The organism is Staphylococcus sp. EG-SA-17 (assembly GCF_017151845.1).
GTDB classification, from domain to species: domain Bacteria; phylum Bacillota; class Bacilli; order Staphylococcales; family Staphylococcaceae; genus Staphylococcus; species Staphylococcus aureus.
In genome coordinates this window covers 1-24575 of record NZ_JACVZO010000023.1, presented here as the reverse complement: position 1 = coordinate 24575, position 24575 = coordinate 1, and the positions used below count along the sequence as shown (strand labels likewise).

At 34.4% G+C, this 24575-nt stretch carries 18 protein-coding genes; 12 read left to right on the top strand and 6 right to left on the bottom strand.

Features of this window, described 5'->3' with window-relative positions; genetic code table 11:
- The first annotated feature begins 60 nt into the window (after positions 1-60).
- Together IDG65_RS10435 and IDG65_RS10430 are read left to right on the top strand one after the other, a co-directional pair.
- Positions 61-1548 carry an aldehyde dehydrogenase family protein gene (locus IDG65_RS10435; protein WP_000290404.1) on the top strand — a complete coding sequence of 496 codons (1488 nt, stop codon included), beginning with the start codon at positions 61-63 and terminating at the stop codon, positions 1546-1548.
- Between the two features lie 646 nt (positions 1549-2194).
- Positions 2195-3154, top strand: a complete 960-nt coding sequence (locus IDG65_RS10430) for a cation diffusion facilitator family transporter (RefSeq protein ID WP_001013475.1) — start codon at positions 2195-2197, stop codon at positions 3152-3154.
- Between the two features lie 61 nt (positions 3155-3215).
- Here IDG65_RS10430 and IDG65_RS10425 read toward each other — a convergent pair whose 3' ends face one another.
- Positions 3216-3419 (bottom strand): hypothetical protein, encoded by a 204-nt coding sequence (locus tag IDG65_RS10425; protein ID WP_052997581.1) that lies wholly within the window; start codon positions 3417-3419, stop codon positions 3216-3218.
- A 178-nt stretch (positions 3420-3597) separates the two neighbouring features.
- Here IDG65_RS10425 and IDG65_RS10420 point away from each other — a divergent pair, with 178 nt between their 5' ends.
- The 10 genes from IDG65_RS10420 (at position 3598) to ausB (ending at position 19671) form a co-directional block, all read left to right on the top strand.
- Positions 3598-4110: a DUF4242 domain-containing protein gene (locus tag IDG65_RS10420; protein ID WP_000171919.1), complete on the top strand. Its 513-nt coding sequence runs from the start codon at positions 3598-3600 to the stop codon at positions 4108-4110.
- A gap of 341 nt (positions 4111-4451) precedes the next feature.
- A complete protein-coding gene (locus IDG65_RS10415) occupies positions 4452-5192 on the top strand; it encodes an ABC transporter ATP-binding protein (RefSeq protein WP_000590844.1) in 741 nt (246 codons plus the stop codon).
- 13 nt (positions 5193-5205) lie between these two features.
- Complete coding sequence (locus IDG65_RS10410) at positions 5206-6180, top strand: ABC transporter substrate-binding protein (protein ID WP_052997582.1); 975 nt, start codon at positions 5206-5208, stop codon at positions 6178-6180.
- Entirely contained in the window at positions 6177-6938 is a 762-nt protein-coding gene (locus IDG65_RS10405; protein WP_000197965.1) for an ABC transporter permease, read from the top strand. The genes IDG65_RS10410 and IDG65_RS10405 overlap by 4 nt, the downstream gene beginning before the upstream one ends.
- 12 nt (positions 6939-6950) lie before the next feature.
- Positions 6951-7982 carry an acyl-CoA/acyl-ACP dehydrogenase gene (locus IDG65_RS10400; protein WP_000171647.1) on the top strand — a complete coding sequence of 344 codons (1032 nt, stop codon included), beginning with the start codon at positions 6951-6953 and terminating at the stop codon, positions 7980-7982.
- A 216-nt stretch (positions 7983-8198) separates the two neighbouring features.
- Positions 8199-8558, top strand: coding sequence for a Na-translocating system protein MpsC family protein (locus IDG65_RS10395; protein ID WP_001092004.1), 360 nt, complete (start codon positions 8199-8201; stop codon positions 8556-8558).
- Between the two features lie 172 nt (positions 8559-8730).
- A complete protein-coding gene (locus IDG65_RS10390; protein WP_000706137.1) occupies positions 8731-9756 on the top strand; it encodes an NAD-dependent formate dehydrogenase in 1026 nt (341 codons plus the stop codon).
- A gap of 385 nt (positions 9757-10141) precedes the next feature.
- Positions 10142-11392: an MDR family MFS transporter gene (locus IDG65_RS10385; protein WP_000826857.1), complete on the top strand. Its 1251-nt coding sequence runs from the start codon at positions 10142-10144 to the stop codon at positions 11390-11392.
- 446 nt (positions 11393-11838) lie between these two features.
- Entirely contained in the window at positions 11839-19014 is a 7176-nt protein-coding gene (ausA, locus tag IDG65_RS10380; RefSeq protein ID WP_061736928.1) for an aureusimine non-ribosomal peptide synthetase AusA, read from the top strand.
- A 12-nt stretch (positions 19015-19026) separates the two neighbouring features.
- On the top strand, positions 19027-19671 hold the full coding sequence (gene ausB, locus IDG65_RS10375) for an aureusimine biosynthesis 4'-phosphopantetheinyl transferase AusB (protein ID WP_000215724.1): 645 nt from the start codon (positions 19027-19029) through the stop codon (positions 19669-19671).
- A 327-nt stretch (positions 19672-19998) separates the two neighbouring features.
- On the opposite strand, the gene IDG65_RS10370 is transcribed toward ausB, so the two are convergent.
- The 5 genes from IDG65_RS10370 to IDG65_RS10350 form a co-directional block, all read right to left on the bottom strand.
- Positions 19999-20478 carry a YagU family protein gene (locus IDG65_RS10370; protein WP_001802886.1) on the bottom strand — a complete coding sequence of 160 codons (480 nt, stop codon included), beginning with the start codon at positions 20476-20478 and terminating at the stop codon, positions 19999-20001.
- A 267-nt stretch (positions 20479-20745) separates the two neighbouring features.
- Positions 20746-21510, bottom strand: coding sequence for an acetylglutamate kinase (gene argB / locus IDG65_RS10365; protein ID WP_000668884.1), 765 nt, complete (start codon positions 21508-21510; stop codon positions 20746-20748).
- Positions 21511-21525: 15 nt separating this feature from the next.
- The gene (gene argJ, locus IDG65_RS10360; protein ID WP_000682605.1) at positions 21526-22767 is read right to left on the bottom strand and encodes a bifunctional glutamate N-acetyltransferase/amino-acid acetyltransferase ArgJ; all 1242 of its coding nucleotides are present in this window, start codon (positions 22765-22767) and stop codon (positions 21526-21528) included.
- A gap of 11 nt (positions 22768-22778) precedes the next feature.
- Positions 22779-23810, bottom strand: coding sequence for an N-acetyl-gamma-glutamyl-phosphate reductase (gene argC, locus IDG65_RS10355; RefSeq protein WP_000598477.1), 1032 nt, complete (start codon positions 23808-23810; stop codon positions 22779-22781).
- 38 nt (positions 23811-23848) lie between these two features.
- On the bottom strand, positions 23849-24575 hold a 727-nt coding region (locus IDG65_RS10350; RefSeq protein WP_206174099.1), incomplete at its 5' end, for an aminotransferase class III-fold pyridoxal phosphate-dependent enzyme.

Here is a 24575-nt window from a genome sequence, read left to right as displayed (position 1 = left end):
CATTATTAAATATGATGCTAAGAGATTTATATTATAGCCAATAAACAAAGGAGAGATAATATGGCAGTAAACGTTCGAGATTATATAGCAGAGAATTATGGTTTATTTATCAATGGGGAATTTGTTAAAGGTAGCAGTGACGAAACAATCGAAGTGACTAATCCAGCAACTGGAGAAACACTATCACATATTACAAGAGCAAAAGATAAAGATGTCGATTATGCAGTCGAAGTGGCGCAAGAGGCATTTGAATCATGGTCATTAACTTCTAAATCAGAACGTGCACAAATGTTGCGTGATATTTGTGATAAATTAATGGCACAAAAAGATAAAATTGCAATGATTGAAACATTAAATAATGGTAAACCGATTCGTGAGACAACAGCAATTGATATTCCATTTGCTGCAAGACATTTCCATTATTTCGCAAGTGTTATTGAAACAGAAGAAGGTACAGTGAATGATATCGATAAAGACACAATGAGTATCGTACGACATGAGCCGATTGGCGTCGTAGGTGCTGTTGTTGCTTGGAACTTCCCAATGCTATTAGCTGCATGGAAGATTGCGCCAGCCATTGCTGCAGGTAATACAATTGTGATTCAACCTTCGTCTTCAACACCATTAAGTTTATTGGAAGTTGCTAAAATTTTCCAAGAGGTATTACCTAAAGGTGTTGTCAATATACTAACGGGTAAAGGTTCAGAATCAGGTAATGCAATTTTCAATCATGATGGTGTAGATAAATTATCATTTACGGGCTCAACTGATGTAGGTTATCAAGTTGCCGAAGCTGCAGCAAAACATCTAGTACCCGCTACATTAGAACTTGGTGGTAAAAGCGCCAATATCATATTAGATGATGCTAATTTAGACCTTGCAGTTGAAGGCATTCAGTTAGGTATTTTATTCAACCAAGGTGAAGTATGTAGTGCAGGTTCTCGATTATTAGTTCATGAAAAAATTTATGATCAATTGGTGCCACGTTTACAAGAGGCATTTTCAAATATTAAAGTTGGAGATCCACAAGATGAAGCTACACAAATGGGTAGTCAAACTGGTAAGGATCAATTAGATAAAATTCAATCATATATTGATGCAGCAAAAGAATCAGATGCACAAATTTTAGCAGGCGGTCATCGTTTAACTGAAAATGGGTTAGATAAAGGATTCTTCTTTGAACCGACATTAATTGCTGTGCCAGATAATCATCACAAATTAGCGCAAGAAGAAATATTTGGACCAGTGTTAACAGTGATTAAAGTGAAGGACGATCAAGAAGCAATTGATATAGCTAATGATTCAGAGTATGGTTTAGCAGGCGGCGTATTTTCTCAAAATATCACACGTGCATTAAATATTGCTAAAGCTGTTCGTACAGGACGTATTTGGATTAACACTTACAACCAAGTACCAGAAGGCGCACCATTTGGTGGTTATAAAAAATCAGGTATCGGTCGAGAAACTTATAAAGGTGCGTTAAGTAACTATCAACAAGTTAAAAATATTTATATTGATACAAGCAATGCTTTAAAAGGTTTGTACTAGAATAAATATCGTTTCTGAAGCGTGTTTGCAGGCAGTCTAGCGGTAAGTCTTAGCATGTTTACGGAGTTGTTTAGATTTTAAGCGAAACAAAATATTTAGGAACACGTATCATGATATTAGGATATAATGACTAAAATAATAGCAGTAGGATGGTTTTTAATTGCAAATCATCTTACTGCTGTTTTTAATTATGCTAATTTGCGATGCGGCTATTATAAGGACAGAGTTGTTTATGAATTATGGTGATTTAGAAATATGAAGTTCAATATGCAAAGTCATCGTTTGTTTTAATATGTGGAACAATCATAAAAGTTATTGCGATTTTTTGAACTTAATGAAACTAAACAATAAATTTGAGATACTTTTTTGTCATTTTTATGTAACTCACACAATAATCTCGTACATTATTAAAAATTTCTATATGCTAGGGTTAAAGCAAAGAGCGAGTGTGCTGCAAAATTTTTTCCAAGGTGATATTACATAAAGGTATAAAGGGTAAAGATTAATGAGTTGTCATGAGAAGAACGATGGTGTATAAATTATGGTTAATTCCGGAAGCATTAATATTAATCTGAGAAGCTATAAAGAATTATTTTTAAAAGCGACAATATTAAATACGACGCATTTATTTAGGAGTGGCAAACGTATGAATGGGAAAAAGGCGAATACGATAAACAGATACAAATATTTTCATCATGTCGATCATCAAAAAATTCAACAAAGTTCTAAAAAGACGCTATGGGCATCACTTATCATCACACTATTATTTACAGTGATTGAATTTGTTGGAGGTTTAGTATCTAATTCATTAGCATTGCTGTCAGACTCATTTCATATGCTTAGTGATGTATTAGCACTCGGTTTGTCAATGTTGGCAATTTATTTTGCTAGTAAGAAGCCGACTGCACGCTACACATTCGGATATTTAAGATTTGAGATATTAGCGGCATTTTTAAATGGATTAGCATTAATTGTGATTTCAATTTGGATTTTATATGAAGCTATTGTACGTATTATTTATCCGCAACCCATTGAAAGTGGCATTATGTTTATGATTGCTAGTATTGGTTTACTCGTCAATATTATTTTGACTGTTATCCTTGTAAGGTCTTTAAAACAAGAAGACAATATCAATATTCAAAGTGCATTATGGCATTTCATGGGAGACTTATTGAACTCTATTGGTGTCATCGTTGCAGTTGTATTGATTTACTTTACAGGATGGCGCATCATCGACCCAATCATTAGTATTGTAATTTCACTCATCATTTTACGTGGTGGTTATAAAATTACGCGTAATGCGTGGTTAATTTTAATGGAAAGTGTGCCTCAACATTTGGATACTGATCAAATTATGGCAGATATTAAAAACATAGATGGCATATTAGATGTACATGAATTTCATTTGTGGAGTATTACAACAGAGCATTATTCATTAAGCGCCCATGTTGTGTTAGATAAAAAATATGAGGGTGATGATTATCAAGCGATTGATCAAGTATCATCATTGTTGAAAGAAAAATATGGCATTGCACATTCAACGTTGCAAATTGAAAACTTGCAATTGAATCCATTAGATGAGCCATACTTCGACAAATTAACATAAATAAAACATTGTAGCGCCTAAAACATTAATCTATGTCATAGGCGCACGTTTCGTTTTATACTTATGTTGCATCATCTAAATGATTTTCGTCGATGTCTTTGATGGTATCTACATCTAACACGACATTTTTAGGTTTCAAAATATGAATATGTTTTTCATCATTTGTATGTAAAATGCGTTCTATGATGTACCTTTGACCGGTCATTGTTTCTACAGCAATCTTTTTGTTTCTTGCTAAACTTGCTACGACAGATTCTTTATCCATAATGATAGCCCCCTATATATATGTTTATTTACTTATACCCTAACATTATTTTTATACTCTTTGAAAATATATTTTACAGAATTTTATCTAAATATTTAAAAAAATAGCTTAATATCCTTGTAATCTGATAAGAATTATAGTAATATTTTTTCAACCATTGTTATAGGAGGTCTTATTAATGACATTATTTTTATTAGAAGCTAACAATCTTGATTTTGCATCAACGAAAGAAGAACTAGAAGCAAAGGCAGCATCACTATCTACGAAGACAATTCCAACATTAATTGAAGTACAAGCTACTGAAAATTTAACTCATGGTTATTTTATTGTGGAAGCAAATGACGAAGCAGAAGCTAAACAATTTTTAACAGAAGCAGATATTAGTATTCAATTAGTCAAAGAAGTACGCTTAGTTGGTAAAGATTTAGATGAAGTTAAAAATGGTGATGCACATGTTGATTACCTTGTAACTTGGAACATTCCGGAAGGCATTACGATGGATCAATATTTAGCACGTAAAAAGAAAAATTCTGTTCATTATGAAGAAGTGCCAGAAGTTGAATTTAAACGCACATATGTATGTGAAGATATGTCTAAATGTATTTGTTTATACAACGCACCTGATGAAGAAGCGGTACGTCGCGCGCGCAAAGCAGTTGATACACCGATTGATGGCATCGAAAAACTTTAATAAGACAACAAGTTGATGAGATATATGTATATAGGTTTGACGTGGATTTCGATTGCAGTTAATTAGAATAGCTCAATGCTATAAATGTAAGTAGTTGATATGAAGAAACTAATGAACTAAATGCAAGTATTGTCTAAAACAATCATTTTATTGAAATTTAGTAGAGCTGAAATTAATATAACGTCGTTAATTGAATAACGCTTATGTTATAAGAGCACTCATACCAAACCATAATCATCTATAGATATAACAATTCACGATATAAGGGCTGTGTTTGGCATAGCCCTTTAGATATACACTTAATTCCTATTAAAATAGTAGGGATTAAAAGGGGGCTTGTCATGATTAAAATTCAACAATTACAACATCACTTTGGATCACATAAAGTAATTCATAACTTTAATTTGGACATTAGCAAGGGAGAAATAGTCACTTTCATAGGAAAAAGTGGTTGCGGAAAGTCTACTTTACTCAATATCATCGGTGGATTTATTCATCCATCATCTGGTCGTGTCATTATTGATAACGAAATTAAACAACAGCCGTCTCCAGATTGTTTAATGCTATTTCAACATCATAATCTGCTGCCATGGAAAACGATTAATGACAACATTAGGATTGGATTCCAACAGAAAATTAGTGATGAAGAGATTAACGCACAGCTTAAATTAGTTGATTTAGAAGGCAGGGGAAAGCATTTTCCCGAGCAACTGTCCGGGGGTATGAAACAACGTGTGGCACTATGTCGAGCGCATGTGCATAAGCCTAACGTTATATTGATGGATGAGCCATTAGGTGCATTAGATGCATTTACACGTTATAAACTTCAGGATCAACTAGTGCAACTAAAACATAAAACGCAATCAACTATTATTTTAGTGACGCATGACATTGATGAAGCTATTTATCTTTCCGACCGCATTGTTCTGTTAGGTGAAGGGTGCAATATTATTTCTCAATATGAAATTACAGCATCACATCCACGCAGTCGTAATGATAGCCACCTACTTAAGATTCGTAATGAAATTATGGAAACATTTGCATTGAATCATCATCAAGTTGAACCTGAATATTATTTATAAGGAGTGAGTGACGATGAAAAGGTTAAGCATAATCGTCATCATTGGAATCTTTATAATTACAGGATGCGATTGGCAAAGGACGTCTAAAGAACCGTCTAAAAATGCCCAAAATCAGCAAGTGATTAAAATTGGATATTTGCCGATTACACATTCAGCTAATTTGATGATGACTAAAAAATTATTATCACAATACAATCATCCGAAATATAAACTAGAATTAGTTAAATTCAATAATTGGCCAGATTTAATGGACGCATTAAACAGTGGTCGTATTGATGGTGCATCAACTTTAATAGAGCTAGCGATGAAATCAAAACAGAAGAGCTCAAATATAAAGGCTGTGGCATTGGGCCATCATGAAGGCAATGTCATTATGGGACAAAAAGGTATGCACTTAAATGAATTTAATAATAATGGCGATGATTACCATTTTGGTATACCACATCGTTATTCAACACATTATCTTTTACTTGAGGAATTACGTAAACAATTAAAGATTAAACCGGGGCATTTTAGCTATCATGAAATGTCGCCAGCAGAAATGCCAGCCGCATTGAGTGAACACAGAATTACAGGGTATTCTGTAGCCGAACCATTCGGTGCACTGGGTGAAAAGTTAGGCAAAGGTAAGACTTTGAAACATGGTGATGACGTTATACCTGATGCGTATTGCTGTGTGCTAGTACTGAGAGGGGAATTGCTTGATCAACACAAGGATGTAGCGCAAGCATTTGTACAAGATTATAAAAAGTCTGGCTTTAAAATGAATGATCGCAAGCAAAGTGTAGACATTATGACGCATCATTTTAAACAAAGTCGTGACGTTTTAACACAGTCAGCGGCATGGACATCCTATGGTGATTTAACAATTAAGCCATCCGGCTATCAAGAAATTACGACATTGGTAAAACAACATCATTTGTTTAATCCACCTGCATATGATGACTTTGTTGAACCGTCATTGTATAAGGAGGCATCGCGTTCATGACACGTCCCACAAATAACAAATTTATATTACCTATTATCACATTTATTATTTTCTTAGGCATTTGGGAAATGGTCATTATTATTGGGCATTACCAACCTGTATTGTTACCTGGTCCTGTTCTTGTAGGAAAAAGTATATGGACTTTCATTGTTACTGGAGAAATTTTCCAACATTTAGCAATTAGTTTATGGAGATTTGTAGCGGGCTTTGTTGTCGCATTGTTGGTTGCTATTCCATTGGGCTTCTTGCTTGGAAGGAATCGTTGGCTATACAACGCTATCGAACCGCTATTTCAATTGATTAGGCCGATATCTCCGATAGCATGGGCACCATTTGTTGTTCTATGGTTTGGTATTGGTAGTTTGCCAGCGATTGCGATTATTTTTATCGCTGCTTTTTTCCCAATTGTGTTCAATACTATTAAAGGCGTTAGAGACATTGAACCTCAATATTTAAAAATAGCGGCAAATTTAAATTTAACTGGGTGGTCATTGTATCGCAATATATTATTTCCCGGGGCATTTAAACAAATCATGGCTGGGATACATATGGCGGTAGGAACAAGTTGGATATTTTTAGTTTCTGGTGAAATGATTGGTGCACAATCGGGATTAGGTTTTTTAATCGTTGATGCACGAAATATGTTGAACTTAGAAGATGTTTTAGCAGCAATATTCTTTATCGGATTATTTGGTTTTATTATTGATCGATTCATTAGTTATATTGAGCAGTTTATACTTAGAAGATTTGGTGAATAAGGAGAGATGATGATGACTTTAGAAACGCTTATCAAAGAACAATTAGATCCTCATTTAGTAGAAGTTGATGAAGGGACGTATTATCCGAGAACATTTATTCAACAATTATTTGTAGATGGTTATTTCGGTGAGGCGGCATTGAGAAAAAATGCTGAAGTAATCGAAGCTGTATCGCAGTCTTGTTTGACAACAGGATTTTGTTTATGGTGCCAATTAGCTTTTTCAACGTATTTAGAAAATGCCACGCAGCCACATTTAAATAATGACTTACAACAGCAATTGTTATCTGGAGAAATATTAGGTGCTACCGGATTGTCTAATCCGATGAAGTCATTTAATGATTTAGAAAAGTTGAACCTTGAACACACTTATGTTGATGGACAATTGGTTGTCAGTGGACGTATGCCAGCTGTAAGTAATATTCAAGAAGACCATTATTTTGGTGCGATTTCGAAACATGAATCATCAGATGAATTTGTCATGTTCATTCTACGTGCCAATCAAGATGGTATCACTCTCGTTGAAAAAACAAATTTTTTAGGGGTCAACGGGTCAGCAACGTATCAAATCACATTGAATCAAGTCGTAGTGCCACAATCACAAATCATCACGCATGATGCGAAGCAGTTTGCGGCAACTATTCGCCCGCAATTTATTGCTTACCAAATTCCAATAGGATTAGGCTCAATTAAAAGTTCTTTAGAGTTAATTGATGCATTTTCAAATGCGCAAAACGGAATAAATCAATATTTAGAGTATGATGTTGAAGCTTTTAAAAAACGTTATCGTCAACTTAGAGAGGAATATTATGCAATATTAGATGACGGTAACTTAACTTCACATTTAAGTGAATTAATATCATTGAAGAAGAACATTGGCTATTTATTGTTAGATGTAAATCAAGCTTCTGTTGTCAATGGTGGTTCAAGAGCGTACACACCATATTCGCCACAAGTTCGCAAGTTAAAAGAAGGATTCTTCTTCGCAGCATTGACACCAACATTAAGACATTTAGGTAAACTTGAGGCAGAGTTGAAGGGGTAAGTATGATATGCTGATCTGTTGTTTAGATGCGTTTGTTGAAACATTTTTTAAAATAATATAAATCTTAGTTTATAAACATTTTCTGTTTATTTGTTATATCCTTTTAACTAGGAAAATATACATTTCGTAATAATAATAATCGTTATCATTGAAAAAGTGTTTATAAGGTGTATAATGAAAATGTGAACAATTAATGAACTTCTTATTTTAAAGAAGGTGAATACTATAGATACGCATACTAAAGAACAACAATTCTCGAATCTAGTAAGATCTTATCGTAAAGAATACGTGGGTAAAGGACCCAATAGTATTCGAGTGTCGTTTAAAGATAATTGGGCGATTGCACATATGACAGGTGTTTTGAGTAAAGTTGAGAGTTTTTACCTAAACGACAAACGCAATGAATCGATGCTCCATTATACACGCACAGAGAAGATTAAACAGATGTATAAAGAAATAGATGTAAATGAGATGGAAAGTCTTGTAGGCGCTAAGTTCGTAAAATTATTTACAGATATTGATTTGAATGATGATGAAGTCATTTCAATATTTGTTTTCGATAAGTCAATAGAATAAGTGTTGCTGGTGTAAGGTACACGGTGCTGTTTGCTAACTTCGCTTTGAATTTAACAATAATTCAAGGGGGTGGTATGTCAAACGGTGCCGTTTTTTTGTCATATTTTTAAAACAAGCAACATGCAACACGTACTTTAAGGAAGTCAAAATTTATCATTTAGGAGAGATGGATATGAAAATCGTAGCGTTATTTCCAGAAGCAGTAGAAGGTCAAGAAAATCAATTACTTAATACTAAAAAAGCATTAGGATTAAAAACATTTTTAGAGGAAAGAGGACATGAGTTCATTATATTAGCAGATAATGGTGAAGACTTAGATAAACATTTACCAGATATGGATGTGATTATTAGTGCGCCATTTTATCCTGCATATATGACTCGTGAACGTATTGAAAAAGCACCGAACTTGAAATTAGCAATTACAGCAGGTGTAGGATCTGACCATGTAGATTTAGCGGCAGCAAGTGAACACAATATTGGTGTCGTTGAAGTTACAGGAAGTAATACAGTTAGTGTGGCAGAACATGCGGTTATGGATTTATTAATACTTCTTAGAAACTATGAAGAAGGTCATCGTCAATCAGTAGAAGGTGAATGGAACTTGTCTCAAGTAGGTAATCATGCGCATGAATTACAACACAAAACAATTGGTATTTTTGGATTTGGTCGAATTGGACAACTTGTTGCTGAAAGATTAGCGCCATTTAATGTAACATTACAACACTATGATCCAATCAATCAACAAGACCATAAATTGTCTAAATTTGTAAGCTTTGATGAACTTGTTTCAACAAGTGATGCGATTACAATTCATGCACCATTAACACCAGAAACTGATAACTTATTTGATAAAGATGTTTTAAGTCGTATGAAAAAACACAGTTATTTAGTGAATACTGCACGTGGTAAAATTGTAAATCGCGATGCGTTAGTTGAAGCGTTAGCATCCGAGCATTTACAAGGATATGCTGGTGATGTTTGGTATCCACAACCTGCACCTGCTGATCATCCATGGAGAACAATGCCTAGAAATGCTATGACAGTTCACTATTCAGGTATGACTTTAGAAGCACAAAAACGTATTGAAGATGGAGTTAAAGATATTTTAGAGCGTTTCTTCAATCATGAACCTTTCCAAGATAAAGATATTATTGTTGCAAGTGGTCGTATTGCTAGTAAAAGTTATACAGCTAAATAGAATAAGGATGCTGGGCTAGCGATTAACGCTTTCAATTTTATATAAATGAATTATATAAGCACTACTGCTGTTGTAAAGATGGCAGTAGTTTTTTTATGATTACATCTAAGTATAGTCACGGCTATGTTAGGACAATGATTTAACATTTACGCACATATGTGTTCACTTACGCAATTATTGATAAATTTCATTCATTTGGAATAATATATAGTCATATAGTGCTAATTTTTTTGAGGCATTATATGCAAGATGCATTGTAAAGTCGATGCATTTGTTTGTTAAATAACTTTGTATAACTAAAAATTCTTTGTTTCAACGTATAATCTAATAATAGATTTTATATAAATGGTAGTGTGTATATATGTGGATAGGGGTGTAGTTATTAATGAAACGCTTAAGTACGACTTTGAAAGTACGATTGATTAGCAATTTTTTACAGCTAATTATTACGACAGCATTTATACCGTTTATAGCACTATATTTAACAGATATGTTAAGTCAATCAATTGTCGGTATATATCTTGTTGGTTTAGTGGTTCTAAAATTTCCATTGTCCATTATATCTGGTTACCTTATTGAGATATTTCCGAAAAAGTTGCTAGTACTTATTTATCAAGCGACGATGGTGATAATGCTTGTGTTCATGGGCATATTTGGGTCACATCAATTGTGGCAAATTATTGGTTTTTGTGTTGCATATGCCATATTTACAATCGTTTGGGGATTACAATTTCCAGTTATGGACACATTAATTATGGATGCAATTACCGAAGACGTGGAACATTATATTTACAAGATTAGCTATTGGATGACGAACTTATCGGTAGCTATTGGGGCATTGTTAGGCGGCTTGATGTATGGCTACAGTATGTTACTACTTTTCTTAATAGCAGCTTGTATATTTTTAATTGTACTCTTTATTTTATATATTTGGTTACCTCAAGACCGAAATCAAGTAAAGCAAAGTGATGACAAGAGGCATGCAAGTCGTTATCAAAAATTACAAATAATGAATATATTTCGCAGTTATAAATTAGTTTTGAAAGACCGTAATTATATGTTATTGATTTCGGGGTTCAGTATCATCATGATGGGTGAATTTTCAATCTCCTCATATATTGCTATTAGACTAAAGAATCAGTTTGAAACAATAAGTATAGGTTCATATGATATTACAGGTGCTAAGATGTTAGCAATCTTGCTAATGATTAATACGGTCGTCGTCATTTTACTCACGTATTCAATCTCGAAAGTTGTATTGAAAATAGATTTTAAAAAAGCTTTAATCACTGGTTTGCTGATTTATATTGTTGGCTATAGTGGTCTAACCTATCTTAATCAGTTTGGCTTATTAGTTGTTTTTATGATAATTGCGACTGTAGGTGAAATTATTTATTCGCCTATAGTTTCAGAACAACGCTTTAAAATTATTCCTAAAGCTAAAAGAGGAACATATAGTGCAGTTAATGCATTAGGTATTCATTTTTCAGAAACACTAGCTAGGTTAGGGATTGTGTTGGGTGCTTTCTTAACGTCATTACAAATGGGACTGTATATGTTTATCGTTTTAACAATTGGTGCTAGCATGCTTGTTGCTGGTGTATTCGGGGGACAAAAACAAGTGAATACAAATTGAATTTATTTAAATATTTATTTTATGCATCTTTTTATATTGAAAACCTATTAATTCGGTCGTAATTAAAATAGAGATAAATTTATTAAGAATTTGTTAAAATTTAAGGATAACAATTGTTTTATGCGAGTTGTTTGTTTAATATAAACTTGCTTCATGGATATTTTGTAACAACAATATTGAATTTGCAATGAGATGTGAACAACAGAAAGTGATTAACGAGTTGTAGTGTACTATTTATCGAAGATGTATGTAATTTACATTGAAAAATATACCAATTGTAACGATGATACAAGATGTATTTTAGGGTAGAATATATCGCTCATATGTTGCGAATGGTGTTTTATATTAATCATTACATAACGAGTTAATTAACATTTCGTCGGTTATCATATCATCATGCAATTTCAGTAAGTAATGAGTATTATGATATGAAAGAAGGACTTTTTATGATTATGGGTAATTTGAGATTTCAGCAGGAATATTTTCGTATATACAAAAATAATACAGAATCAACGACACACCGTAATGCGTATTGGGTTAAACTCGCTAAAAATGTTGAAGCTACTAAAATGATGTATGCATTATCGACAATTGTGCAACAACATGCATCTATAAGACATTTTTTTGATGTTACTACCGATGACAATTTAACAATGATACTTCATGAATTTCTGCCTTTTATTGAGATAAAACAAGTTCCAACTTCTTCCGCAAACTATGATTTAGAAGCTTTTTTTAAGCAAGAATTAAGTACTTACCATTTTAATGATTCACCTTTATTCAAATTTAAATTGTTTCAGTTCGCTGATGCTGCATATATACTATTAGATTTTCATGTGTCCATTTTCGATGATAGTCAAATTGATATTTTTCTTGATGATTTATGCAATGCATATCGTGGCAATACTGTTATTAACAATACTCGACAGCATGCACATTTAAATAGAAATGATGATAAGCACAATCAAGATGCATCGCATATAGCATTAGACTCAAACTATTTTCGGTTAGAGAATAACTCTGACATCCATATTGATAGTTATTTACCAATTAAGCATCCATTTGAGCAAGCTTTATATCAAACGTATTTGATTGATGATATGACATCAATAGATATGGCATCGTTGGCTGTTAGTGTGTATTTAGCTAATCATATAATGAGTCAACAACATGATGTCACATTAGGTATACATGTACCATCACATTTACCAAATGATTTACACGGAAATATTGTGCCGTTAACGTTAACAATCGATGCAAAAGATGTATGTCAACGTTTTACAACAGATTTTAATAAATGTGTGTTGCAAAATATGTCGCAATTACAGTGCGCGAATTCTTCGCTTTCACTAGAGACTATTTTTCATTGTTATCATCATATGATGTCTTGTTGTAATGATGTTATTGAGGATGTACATCAAATACATGATGCACATACATCTTTAGCGGATATTGAAATTTTTCCACATCAACACGGGTTCAAAATTATATATAACAGTACAGCATATGATTTGCTCTCAATCGAGACGCTGAGTGACTTAGTTCGAAATATTTATTTGCAAATTACTGAAGAAAATGGAAATAAACGAACAACTGTAGATGAACTTAATTTGATGACAGAACGTGATATTCAATTATATGACGATATCAATGTAAGTTTGCCTGAGATAGATGATGCGCAAACAGTTGTTACCTTATTTGAGCAACAAGTTGAAGCAACGCCGAATCATGTCGCTGTGCAATTTGACGGAGTGTTTATAACATATCAAACATTGAATGCACGCGCGAATGATTTAGCACACCGTTTGAGAAACCAGTATGGTGTTGAACCTAATGATCGTGTCGCTGTCATAGCTGAAAAAAGTATTGAGATGATAATAGCGATGATAGGTGTGTTGAAAGCTGGTGGGGCTTACGTGCCAATTGATCCGAACTATCCAAGTGATCGTCAGGAGTACATTTTAAAAGATGCAACGCCTAAAGTTGTAATAACGTACCAAGCTTTATATGAAAATGGTAAACAAAATATTAATCACATTGATTTGAATAAGATAGCGTGGAAAAATATTGATAATCTTTCTAAATGTAACACGTTAGAAGATCATGCTTATGTTATTTACACGTCGGGGACAACTGGTAACCCAAAAGGTACACTAATTCCGCACCGAGGTATTGTTCGCTTGGTCCATCAAAATCATTATGTACCATTAAATGAAGAGACGACGATTTTGTTATCAGGAACTATAGCCTTTGATGCTGCAACATTTGAAATATATGGTGCATTGCTCAATGGTGGAAAGCTGATTGTTGCTAAAAAAGAACAATTATTAAATCCAATAGCGTTAGAACAATTAATCAATGAAAATGACGTTAATACTATGTGGTTAACCTCCTCATTATTTAATCAGATTGCTAGTGAACGAATAGAAGTATTGGTACCGTTAAAGTACTTATTAATTGGTGGAGAAGTATTGAATGCTAAGTGGGTGGATTTGCTTAATCAAAAACCGAAGCATCCTCAAATTATTAATGGTTATGGACCAACTGAAAATACAACATTTACAACGACGTATAATATACCTAACAAAGTTCCAAATCGTATTCCTATTGGTAAACCGATTCTTGGTACTCATGTTTATATCATGCAAGGCGAGTGTCGATGTGGCGTTGGTATTCCTGGAGAATTATGTACAAGTGGCTTTGGGTTAGCTGCAGGTTATTTAAATCAGCCAGAATTGACAGCAGATAAATTTATCAAAGATTCAAATATAAATCAGCTGATGTATAGAAGTGGTGATATCGTTCGTCTATTACCCGATGGCAACATAGATTATTTATATCGAAAGGACAAACAAGTTAAGATTCGAGGGTTTAGGATTGAGTTGTCAGAGGTTGAGCATGCGCTCGAGCGTATACAAGGTATTAATAAAGCAGTTGTTATTGTTCAAAATCATGATCAAGATCAGTATATCGTTGCTTATTATGAAGCGATGCATACATTATCACATAATAAGATTAAATCACAATTACGTATGACCTTACCGGAGTACATGATACCAGTTAATTTCATGCATATTGAGCAAATTCCTATTACTATTAATGGGAAATTAGATAAGAAGGCATTGCCTATCATGGACTATGTCGATACGGATGCCTATGTAGCACCGAGTACAGATACCGAACACTTGCTATGCCAAATTTTTGCAGATATTTTACATGTGAATCAAGTAGGTATTCATGATAATTTCTTTGAATTAGGTGGCCATTCATTAAAAGCAACGTTAGTGGTGAATCGGATAGAGGCATCTACTGGGAAACGATTACAAATTGGTGATTTATTACAAAAGCCAACTGTATTTGAACTAGCACAAGCGATTGCTAAGGTTCAAGAACAAAACTATGAAGTGATGCCAGAAGCTATAGTTAAAGATGATTATGTGCTGAGCTCTGCACAAAAGCGTATGTATTTATTATGGAAATCAAACCATAAAGATACGGTGTATAACGTACCTTTTTTATGGCGGTTATCATCAGGACTTAATGTAGCTCAATTGCAACAAGCAGTTCAGCATTTGATAGCGCGACATGAGATTCTACGAACACAATATATTGTTGTAGATGATGAGGTTCGACAACGTATTGTGGCAGATGTTGTAGCTGACTTTGAAGAAGTTAACACGCATTTTACGGATGAACAAGAAATCATGCGCCAATTTGTGGCACCTTTTAATTTGGAAAAGCCAAGTCAAATTAGAGTGAGATACATTAGAAGTCCCTTACATGCATACCTGTTTATAGATACACATCATATCATTAATGACGGTATGAGTAATATACAATTAATGAATGATCTTAACGCACTTTATCAACATAAATTATTGTTACCACTTAAATTGCAATATAAAGACTATAGTGAGTGGATGTCGCATCGTGATATGACGAAACATAGACAATATTGGTTATCTCAATTCAAAGATGAAGTACCTATTTTAAGCTTACCGACAGACTATGTTAGACCAAATATTAAAACGACAAATGGAGCAATGATGTCATTTACAATGAATCAACAAATGAGACAGCTACTTCAAAAGTATGTAGAAAAGCATCAAATTACTGATTTTATGTTCTTTATGAGTGTGGTCATGACGTTGTTAAGCAGATATGCTCGAAAAGATGATGTTGTTGTCGGTAGTGTGATGAGTGCGCGTATGCATAAAGGCACGGAGCAAATGCTAGGCATGTTTGCTAATACGTTGGTATATAGAGGGCAACCGTCACCTGATAAAATGTGGACACAGTTTTTACAAGAGGTTAAGGAAATGAGTTTGGAGGCATACGAGCATCAAGAATACCCATTCGAATGTTTAGTAAATGACTTAGATCAATCACATGATGCCTCACGGAATCCATTATTTGATGTCATGTTAGTACTACAAAACAATGAAACGAATCATGCTCATTTTGGGCATAGTAAATTAACACACATTCAACCCAAATCAGTGACGGCGAAATTTGATTTATCTTTCATCATTGAAGAAGATCGCGATGACTATATAATCAATATCGAGTATAATACCGATTTATATCACTCAGAAACAGTTCGTCACATGGGTAATCAATGTATGATTATGATTGATTATATTTTGAAGCATCAAGATACACTACAAATTTGTGATATACCAAACGGCACGGAGGAACTTCTAAATTGGGTCAATACGCATGTTAACGATCGAATGCTTAATGTCCCGGGAAATAAATCTATCATAAGTTACTTTAATGAAGCTGTCTCACGACAAGGTAATCATGTTGCGCTAGTCATGAATGATTTGACAATGACGTATGAAACATTACACAACTATGTGGATGCCATTGCGCACATGCTCCTATCAAATGGTGTGGGCAATGGTCAACGGGTTGCCTTGTTTACAGAACGTAGTTTTGAAATGATTGCGGCGATGTTGGCGACAGTTAAAGTAGGTGCATCTTATATACCTATCGATATTGATTTTCCGAATAAACGACAAGGTGCAATTTTGGAGGATGCTAAAGTAACTGCAGTCATGTCTTATGGCGTTGAAATTGAAACGACATTACCAGTCATTCAATTGGAAAATGCTAAAGGCTTTGTTGAATCAAAGGAAAATGAACAATATGATGATTTACATGGCAATCAACTTGAAAACACAGCGATGTTAGATAATGAGATGTATGCTATTTACACATCTGGTACGACCGGGATGCCTAAAGGGGTTGCCATACGACAACGAAATTTGTTGAATTTAGTGCATGCATGGTCAACTGAATTGCAATTAGGCAACAATGAAGTATTTTTGCAACATGCAAATATTGTTTTTGATGCATCAGTTATGGAGATTTATTGTTGTTTGTTAAATGGTCATACGCTTGTGATTCCAGATAGAGAGGAACGTGTTAATCCAGCACAGTTACAACAACTCATTAATAAGCATCGTGTGACGGTGGCGTCGATTCCGTTACAGATGTGTAGTGTTATGGAAGACTTTTATATTGAAAAGTTGATTACAGGCGGGGCAACTAGTACGGCATCCTTTGTTAAATATATTGAGAAGCATTGTGGCACGTATTTCAATGCCTATGGACCATCTGAGTCAACAGTCATCACATCGTATTGGTCACATCATTGTGGTGATTTGATACCTGAGACGATTCCAATTGGCAAACCCTTATCTAACATCCAAGTGTATATTATGTCAGATGGTTTGTTATGCGGTATTGGTATGCCAGGCGAGTTGTGTATTGCAGGTGATAGTTTAGCGATAGGATATATTAACCGTCCAGAATTAATGGCTGATAAATGGCAAAATAATCCATTTGGTAAAGGAAAGTTGTATCATAGTGGTGATTTAGCACGTTATACATCTGATGGTCAAATTGAATTTTTAGGAAGAATAGATAAACAAGTGAAAGTTAACGGGTACCGTATTGAACTTGATGAAATTGAAAATGCAATATTAGCTATTCGTGGTATATCTGATTGTGTTGTAACAGTAAGTCACTTTGATACGCATGATATATTGAATGCTTATTATGTCGGAGAGCAACAAGTGGAGCAGGATTTGAAGCAATATTTAAATGATCATCTGCCTAAGTATATGATTCCTAAGACTATAACGCATATCGATTGTATGCCATTAACCACGAATGACAAGGTGGATACTACGCGTTTGCCAAATCCATCACCTATACAACAGTCTAATAAAGTGTATAGCGAACCCTCTAATGAAATTGAGCAGACATTTGTTGATGTATTTGGAGAGGTATTGAAACAAAATGATGTCGGTGTTGACGATGATTTCTTTGAACTTGGTGGTAACTCATTAGAGGCGATGTTAGTTGTCTCGCATTTAAAACGATTTGGCCATCATATTTCAATGCAGACATTATACCAATATAAAACCGTGCGACAGATTGTTAATTATATGTACCAAAATCAACAATCATTAGTTGCATTACCGGATAATCTTTCGGAATTACAAAAGATTGTTATGTCTCGTTATAACTTGGGTATTTTAGAGGATAGTCTAAGTCATCGACCTCTAGGAAATACACTATTGACTGGCGTGACAGGTTTTTTAGGTGCTTATCTGATTGAAGCACTACAAGGATACAGTCATCGCATTTATTGTTTCATACGTGCTGATAATGAGGAAATAGCATGGTATAAGTTGATGACGAATTTAAATGATTATTTTTCAGAAGAGACGGTTGAAATGATGTTATCAAACATTGAAGTCATTGTTGGTGATTTCGAGTGTATGGATGATGTTGTTTTACCAGAAAACATGGATACGATTATTCATGCAGGTGCTCGTACAGATCATTTTGGTGATGATGATGAATTTGAAAAAGTAAATGTTCAAGGTACTGTTGATGCCATACGTTTGGCACAACAACATCATGCAAGGTTAATATATGTGTCTACGATAAGTGTGGGAACTTATTTTGATATAGACACAGAAGATGTGACATTTTCAGAAGCGGATGTCTATAAAGGACAACTACTAACATCACCATATACACGGAGTAAATTTTATAGTGAATTAAAAGTATTAGAAGCTGTAAATAATGGCTTAGATGGTCGGATTGTACGTGTTGGTAATTTGACGAGTCCTTACAATGGAAGATGGCATATGAGAAATATAAAGACTAACCGTTTTTCAATGGTAATGAATGATTTGTTACAACTGGATTGTATCGGGGTTAGCCTGGCTGAAATGCCTGTAGATTTTTCTTTTGTGGATACGACTGCAAGACAAATTGTCGCATTAGCACAGGTCAACACACCACAAATCATTTACCATGTGCTATCACCTAATAAAATGCCGGTGAAATCTTTGTTAGAATGCGTTAAGCGCAAAGAAATTGAACTCGTCAGCGATGAATCATTTAATGAAATTTTACAGAAACAAGACATGTACGAAACGATTGGATTAACTAGTGTTGACCGTGAACAACAACTAGCAATGATAGATACAACATTAACATTAAAAATAATGAATCACATCAGTGAAAAATGGCCAACGATAACTAACAATTGGCTGCATCATTGGGCGCAATATATCAAAACAATATTCAATAAGTAAGTAGGGAAAGTTATGACAGTATTTGTAATGCAATTACAGAGTAACTTGAAAAGTATTGAAGAATTAATATCACAAAGTCGTTGGTCATATAAAAAACCACGTACAGTCAACTATAGATACAATCAAGATAAACTCATGCACAGATTGGGAGATATTTTAGTGCAATATGGAATTCAACATGACACAGGTTTATTACCACATGAATGGCATTATCACATTTCGCCACGAGGTAAGGCAGATATTGTTCAACACAATCGTGATGGACAGCCCATCTATGTGAGCTTATCATATAGTTATCCTTATATCGTGTGTGTTGTCGATAAAGAACCAGTTGGTATAGATATCGAAAAGATATCACAACGTTTAGACTGGCGTACGTTAGTGACGTGTTTCTCTACAAACGAAGCACATCAAATATGTAGTTTAAATGATTTTTATCAAATATGGACACAAAAAGAAAGTTTTACAAAATTGATTGGTGAAGGTTTAATCAAAGGATTGGACATTTATGATATGACACAATCACACTTTTATCAATCACGTGAAGTGAAGTTCAAACAATTTATTTTTGATCAGTTTATGGTACAGGTATGTTTCTTAGGACAGGCACCCTGGGGTTATAAAAAAGTGTCTGTATTTCAGTTATTGAGTAGTTAATATGACGTCTGACAGTATCATTGCGCAGTGATTTTAAACTATACTGCCTAAATGTTTACTGTTAGATGTTTTTTTATTGGAAAAATGAAAGGTGAATACACGATGGCATCATTCAAAATCATGACGAGATTAAAGTAAGTGATAAGGTGAAAATATACTGAGCAATATTGAAATTACCGAAAATAATAGTTTGTTACGACGCATTTGAGACTTTAATGCTCACGTAAGTTGGCTGGAATCATATCATGTCAGTTAATAAAATAACGTGAGCATCAATCATCATACTCAAACGATGATTTAAAACTCACGTTAATGTTAGTCAGTGTATTAATTTAATTTATAGCGATAGACAAAATGTTGTCGCACTAATTCAATTGTCATCATCCAGACGATATGGCCAAAGAATTCTGACAGATGCTCTTGGAATGGTTGATCCCACACAGCAGGTACAGTATGCATGATTGGCATAATGATAAGGTGGAATAATACCCAAATAGCAATACCAAATACAGCACCTTGTCCCATCGCTAAGTAAGCGTATTTTTTAACTAATATGCAGTAAATAATTGCAATGACGATAGAAAAACTAAAGTGGACAATAAAGCTTACCCAAGGCAATTCCATATTTGAAAATGTATATGTTTGATGCGTAAACTCACTACTAAATCCTAATTGTTGCAATAACTCTTGAGGTGGGTTTGTTGCATTACGTTCTGGTGTGCGAGGTGGAAACATGACCTCCCAACCTAATTTTACAATTCCAGATAACAAGCCACCGATAATTCCAGCATAAATGAATATACCCATTTGTCGTTTCGTCAACTTAAGGACTCCTCTCTATTTACTATCCTCATTATAGTATTTTGTGAAAATAATCACAATGAAAAGCTTTGCAAAACTTAAAATATTTTGATAAACAAATTTGTAAAAGGTTATTAGTTTTTTACATCTCATATTGTATCATACTGTATTCGGAATTATTGACGAGATGAACGGTAAATAAATGTTTCAGCGCAATGGATAAACGAACTGGAATCATCGCGTGTCAAAACTTGTTAGTCCTTAATTTCATGGTTATGAATTAAGGATTGTTGTGCCAACAAAATCATTATTGTAAATAGATTCGATAATATTTGGCTTGTTTCCTGATGCAATGATAACTTTAGGACAGCCATTTTCAATCGCATTTTTAGCATCAAGCACTTTGGGAATCATACCTCCATAAATATCACCATGCTCAATATACTGATTAATATCACCTAATGGTAGATGAGGTATAACAACATCATTGATGAGTACACCTGCAATATTACTTAATACATAAATAGGTGCTTTTAATGATGATGCAATAAAATAGGCAAGCGTGTCAGCATTAATATTGTAAAATTCTCCATCATGGTTATTGAAACCAATCGAATTAATGATAGGTACAAATTTATCACATATATACTGTAAAGCATCCTTATTTAAAGCGGTCGGAACTCCGACATATCCATATTGTTGATCAAAAGATGTAATTTCAAACAGCTGTGCATCTACACCACATAAGCCTATTGCAGAACATTGGTGCTGGTTAAATTGAGCTACTAATGCCGTGTTAACGTCTGCAATGAGCGTGCGTTTAGTAATCGTCATGGTTGCTTTATCAGTCACTCTTAGGCCATTAACAAAGTGTGGCTCGATTTGCTGGTTTGATAATGCATCATTAATAAAAGGGCCACCGCCATGAACGATAATAGGGTAGATGTTGTTTGATCGTAAATGCTTAATATTGTTAATAATTGATGGATGCATGTCACTAAGTGTACTGCCACCAATTTTAATGACAATAAATTTCATCTAACCAACACCACCTTATGTTCGATATGATGCGTTAATACGCACATAATCATAGGATAAATCACAACCGTATGCAGTCGCTGTAGCGTTACCTAAACCAAGCTGAACGTCAATTGTGACATGTTCGTGAGTTAATGTATTCGACATAGCTTGCTCATCAAATAGTACAGCCATACCTTTATCAACGACAGGTATTTGGTTCAGTTGAACATATGTGCAGTTAGGATCAATTTCACATCCGCTATAGCCAATAGCTGTAATGATTCGACCAAAATTGGCATCTTCGCCAAAAATAGCTGATTTTACTAGATTTGAACTTACGATAGTTTTACCGATTTTTCTTGCATCTGATATTGACTTAGCACCTGACACATTGACGCTGATTAACTTTGTTGCGCCTTCGCCATCTCTAGCTATAGCTTTAGCTAAAAATGTACAGACAAAATTGAATGCATCAACAAATGTTTCCCATTGTGGATGGTCTTGATTAAGTATTTGGTGTTCAACTTGGTGATTTGCCATGACTAATACCATGTCATTTGTACTTGTATCGCCATCAACAGTAATCATATTAAATGTATGGTCAGTCGAAGATTTTAATAATTGATGAAGTGTATTCGATTCAATCGCTGCATCGGTTGTTATAAAAGCAAGCATGGTAGCCATATTTGGGTGAATCATACCTGAACCTTTGGCGCTACCACCAATTGTAACGGTTTTACCATCGATTTTTAGTGATACAGCGATATGTTTTGTACATGTATCAGTTGTTAAAATTGCCTCGTTAAACGCACCTGGCGTTGTGTACTTAGTATCCTTAATATGATCGGTCCCATTCTTAATTTTATCCATAGGCAAATATTCACCAATAACCCCAGTTGAAGCAACAGCAACATGCTCAGATGGTATTTGAAGTTGTTGAGCAACCCATGTTTGTGTTTGTCGTGCATCATCTATGCCTTGTTGACCGGTACAAGAATTTGCATTAGCTGAATTAACAACAAGTGCTTGTAATTTTCCTTTAGACTTTTGTAAAGTGTCTTCAGTGACAATAAGTGGTGCAGCTTTAAACTGATTTAAAGTATATACGGCAGCTGCACTTGCCAAAGACGATGAGTAAATCCAGCCAAAGTCTTTTTTGTTAGCGCGTAAACCGATGTGCATACCACCAGCCGTGAAGCCTTGAGGTGTACTAATATCGCCATGTTTAATAATTGAAAAGTTATATTGTTGTGATGTCGTTTCTTGATGTTTCATTCTAACACCCCTTATGGATAAACTGGTGATTGTTTTAGGCCAGTCGTAACTTCAAAATTATATAATATATTTAAGTTTTGAATGGCTTGACCACTTGCCCCTTTGACAAGGTTATCAATCACTGATACTAAAATTGCTGTTTGCGTTGTTTCATCTACATAGATACCGATATCGCAGTAGTTACTACCGAGTACTTCTTTTGTGGTTGGAAAAGTCCCAATATCTCTAATTCTGACAAATGGCTGATTAGCATAATAAGAGGTCATTAATTTATGTAATGATTCAGTTGTATATTCAGATGATAATTTGACATAAATTGTTGATAAAATACCTCGTGTCATTGGTACGAGATGTGGTGTAAATATGACTGATACATCTTGACCCGCAACGATAGATAAATATTGCTCGATTTCCGGTTTGTGTTTATGGTTTCCGATTGCATAAGCGCTTAGATTTTCATTCATTTCTGAAAAATGAACACGTTGTGATAATGAACGACCAGCACCTGACACGCCGGTCTTAGCATCAATAATAATAGATGACAAATCTACTATTTTTTCGCTAATAAGTGGATGTAATGCTAATAATGTTGCTGTAGGGAAACAGCCAGGATTAGAAATGAGCTTCGTTCCATTGTTATCAAACGATTGCCATTCTGAAATGCTGTAAATAGCATGATTCAAATCATCTTGTGCTGCAGCAGTTTCTTTGTAATATGCTTCATATATTTCACGATTCTTAATTCTAAATGCGCCAGATAAATCGATAACATGAATACCTTTTTCTACTAAGGGAGGGATACATGTTTTACTTACGGGTGCTGGTGTCGCAAAGAAAATTACATCACAGTCATTATTGTCCACTGTAAGTGCTTCGAAATGTTGCATAATATGTTGTAAATGTGGAAATGTTAATTTCAACGGTTCATCTACTTTTGAATGTGAGTAGATGTGTGCAATCGTTATATGAGGATGTGTTTGTAATAATCGAATTAATTCAATTGCGCCATAACCGCTACCGCCAACGATACCTACTTTAATCATCATGAATCCCTCCTATGTCATATATAAATGATTAATTGTTAATTTTTAAAAACGTCTTGAAAAGCTGCAACAATTTGATTGATTTCCTCTCTATCAATGACTAGAGGTGGAGACAATCGAATGATAGTACGATGCGTGTCTTTGCATAAGATTCCACGTTGAATCAGTTGATCCACAAAAGGTGCAGCATCTGTGTTAAGCTCTATGCCTATAAATAAACCACGACCTCTAATTTCTTTAATACTAGGATGTTTAAGTTGTAGCAACGCTTTTAATAAAAATGAACCTAAGCGTTCTGATCGTTCAACCAGTTGTTCATCTTTAAGTACATCAAGCGCTGCCGTCGATATTGCAATGGCTAAAGGGTTACCACCAAATGTTGAACCATGTGTACCTGGTGTTAGAACACGCATGACATCATTATTTGCAAGTACAGCAGATACAGGGTATAAGCCGCCACCCAATGCCTTACCTAAAATATAAATGTCTGGAACGACTTGCTCCCATTCCATAGCAAACCATTTCCCAGTTCTACCAAGACCAACTTGAATTTCATCTGCAATCAATAATATTTGATGTTTATCACATAGTTGACGCACAGCTTGAATATATCCTTTCGGTGGTATATTAACGCCACCTTCACCTTGAATTGGTTCCAAAATAATTGCTGCTGTATTCGGTGAAATAGCTTGTGTTAATTGTTCAATGTCTCCAAAATCTACTGTTGTAGTGCCTTGAAGTAGGGGGTGAAATCCTGCTTTATAT

Bases quoted from the DNA above. Each gene is read 5' to 3' on its own strand.
- IDG65_RS10435 (WP_000290404.1), top strand. From the start codon at position 61: ATGGCAGTAAACGTTCGAGATTATATAGCAGAGAATTATGGTTTATTT.
- IDG65_RS10430 (WP_001013475.1), top strand. From the start codon at position 2,195: ATGAATGGGAAAAAGGCGAATACGATAAACAGATACAAATATTTTCAT.
- IDG65_RS10425 (WP_052997581.1), bottom strand. From the start codon at position 3,419: ATGGATAAAGAATCTGTCGTAGCAAGTTTAGCAAGAAACAAAAAGATT.
- IDG65_RS10420 (WP_000171919.1), top strand. From the start codon at position 3,598: ATGACATTATTTTTATTAGAAGCTAACAATCTTGATTTTGCATCAACG.
- IDG65_RS10415 (WP_000590844.1), top strand. From the start codon at position 4,452: ATGATTAAAATTCAACAATTACAACATCACTTTGGATCACATAAAGTA.
- IDG65_RS10410 (WP_052997582.1), top strand. From the start codon at position 5,206: ATGAAAAGGTTAAGCATAATCGTCATCATTGGAATCTTTATAATTACA.
- IDG65_RS10405 (WP_000197965.1), top strand. From the start codon at position 6,177: ATGACACGTCCCACAAATAACAAATTTATATTACCTATTATCACATTT.
- IDG65_RS10400 (WP_000171647.1), top strand. From the start codon at position 6,951: ATGACTTTAGAAACGCTTATCAAAGAACAATTAGATCCTCATTTAGTA.
- IDG65_RS10390 (WP_000706137.1), top strand. From the start codon at position 8,731: ATGAAAATCGTAGCGTTATTTCCAGAAGCAGTAGAAGGTCAAGAAAAT.
- IDG65_RS10385 (WP_000826857.1), top strand. From the start codon at position 10,142: ATGAAACGCTTAAGTACGACTTTGAAAGTACGATTGATTAGCAATTTT.
- ausA (WP_061736928.1), top strand. From the start codon at position 11,839: ATGATTATGGGTAATTTGAGATTTCAGCAGGAATATTTTCGTATATAC.
- ausB (WP_000215724.1), top strand. From the start codon at position 19,027: ATGACAGTATTTGTAATGCAATTACAGAGTAACTTGAAAAGTATTGAA.
- IDG65_RS10370 (WP_001802886.1), bottom strand. From the start codon at position 20,478: ATGGGTATATTCATTTATGCTGGAATTATCGGTGGCTTGTTATCTGGA.
- argB (WP_000668884.1), bottom strand. From the start codon at position 21,510: ATGAAATTTATTGTCATTAAAATTGGTGGCAGTACACTTAGTGACATG.
- argJ (WP_000682605.1), bottom strand. From the start codon at position 22,767: ATGAAACATCAAGAAACGACATCACAACAATATAACTTTTCAATTATT.
- argC (WP_000598477.1), bottom strand. From the start codon at position 23,810: ATGATTAAAGTAGGTATCGTTGGCGGTAGCGGTTATGGCGCAATTGAA.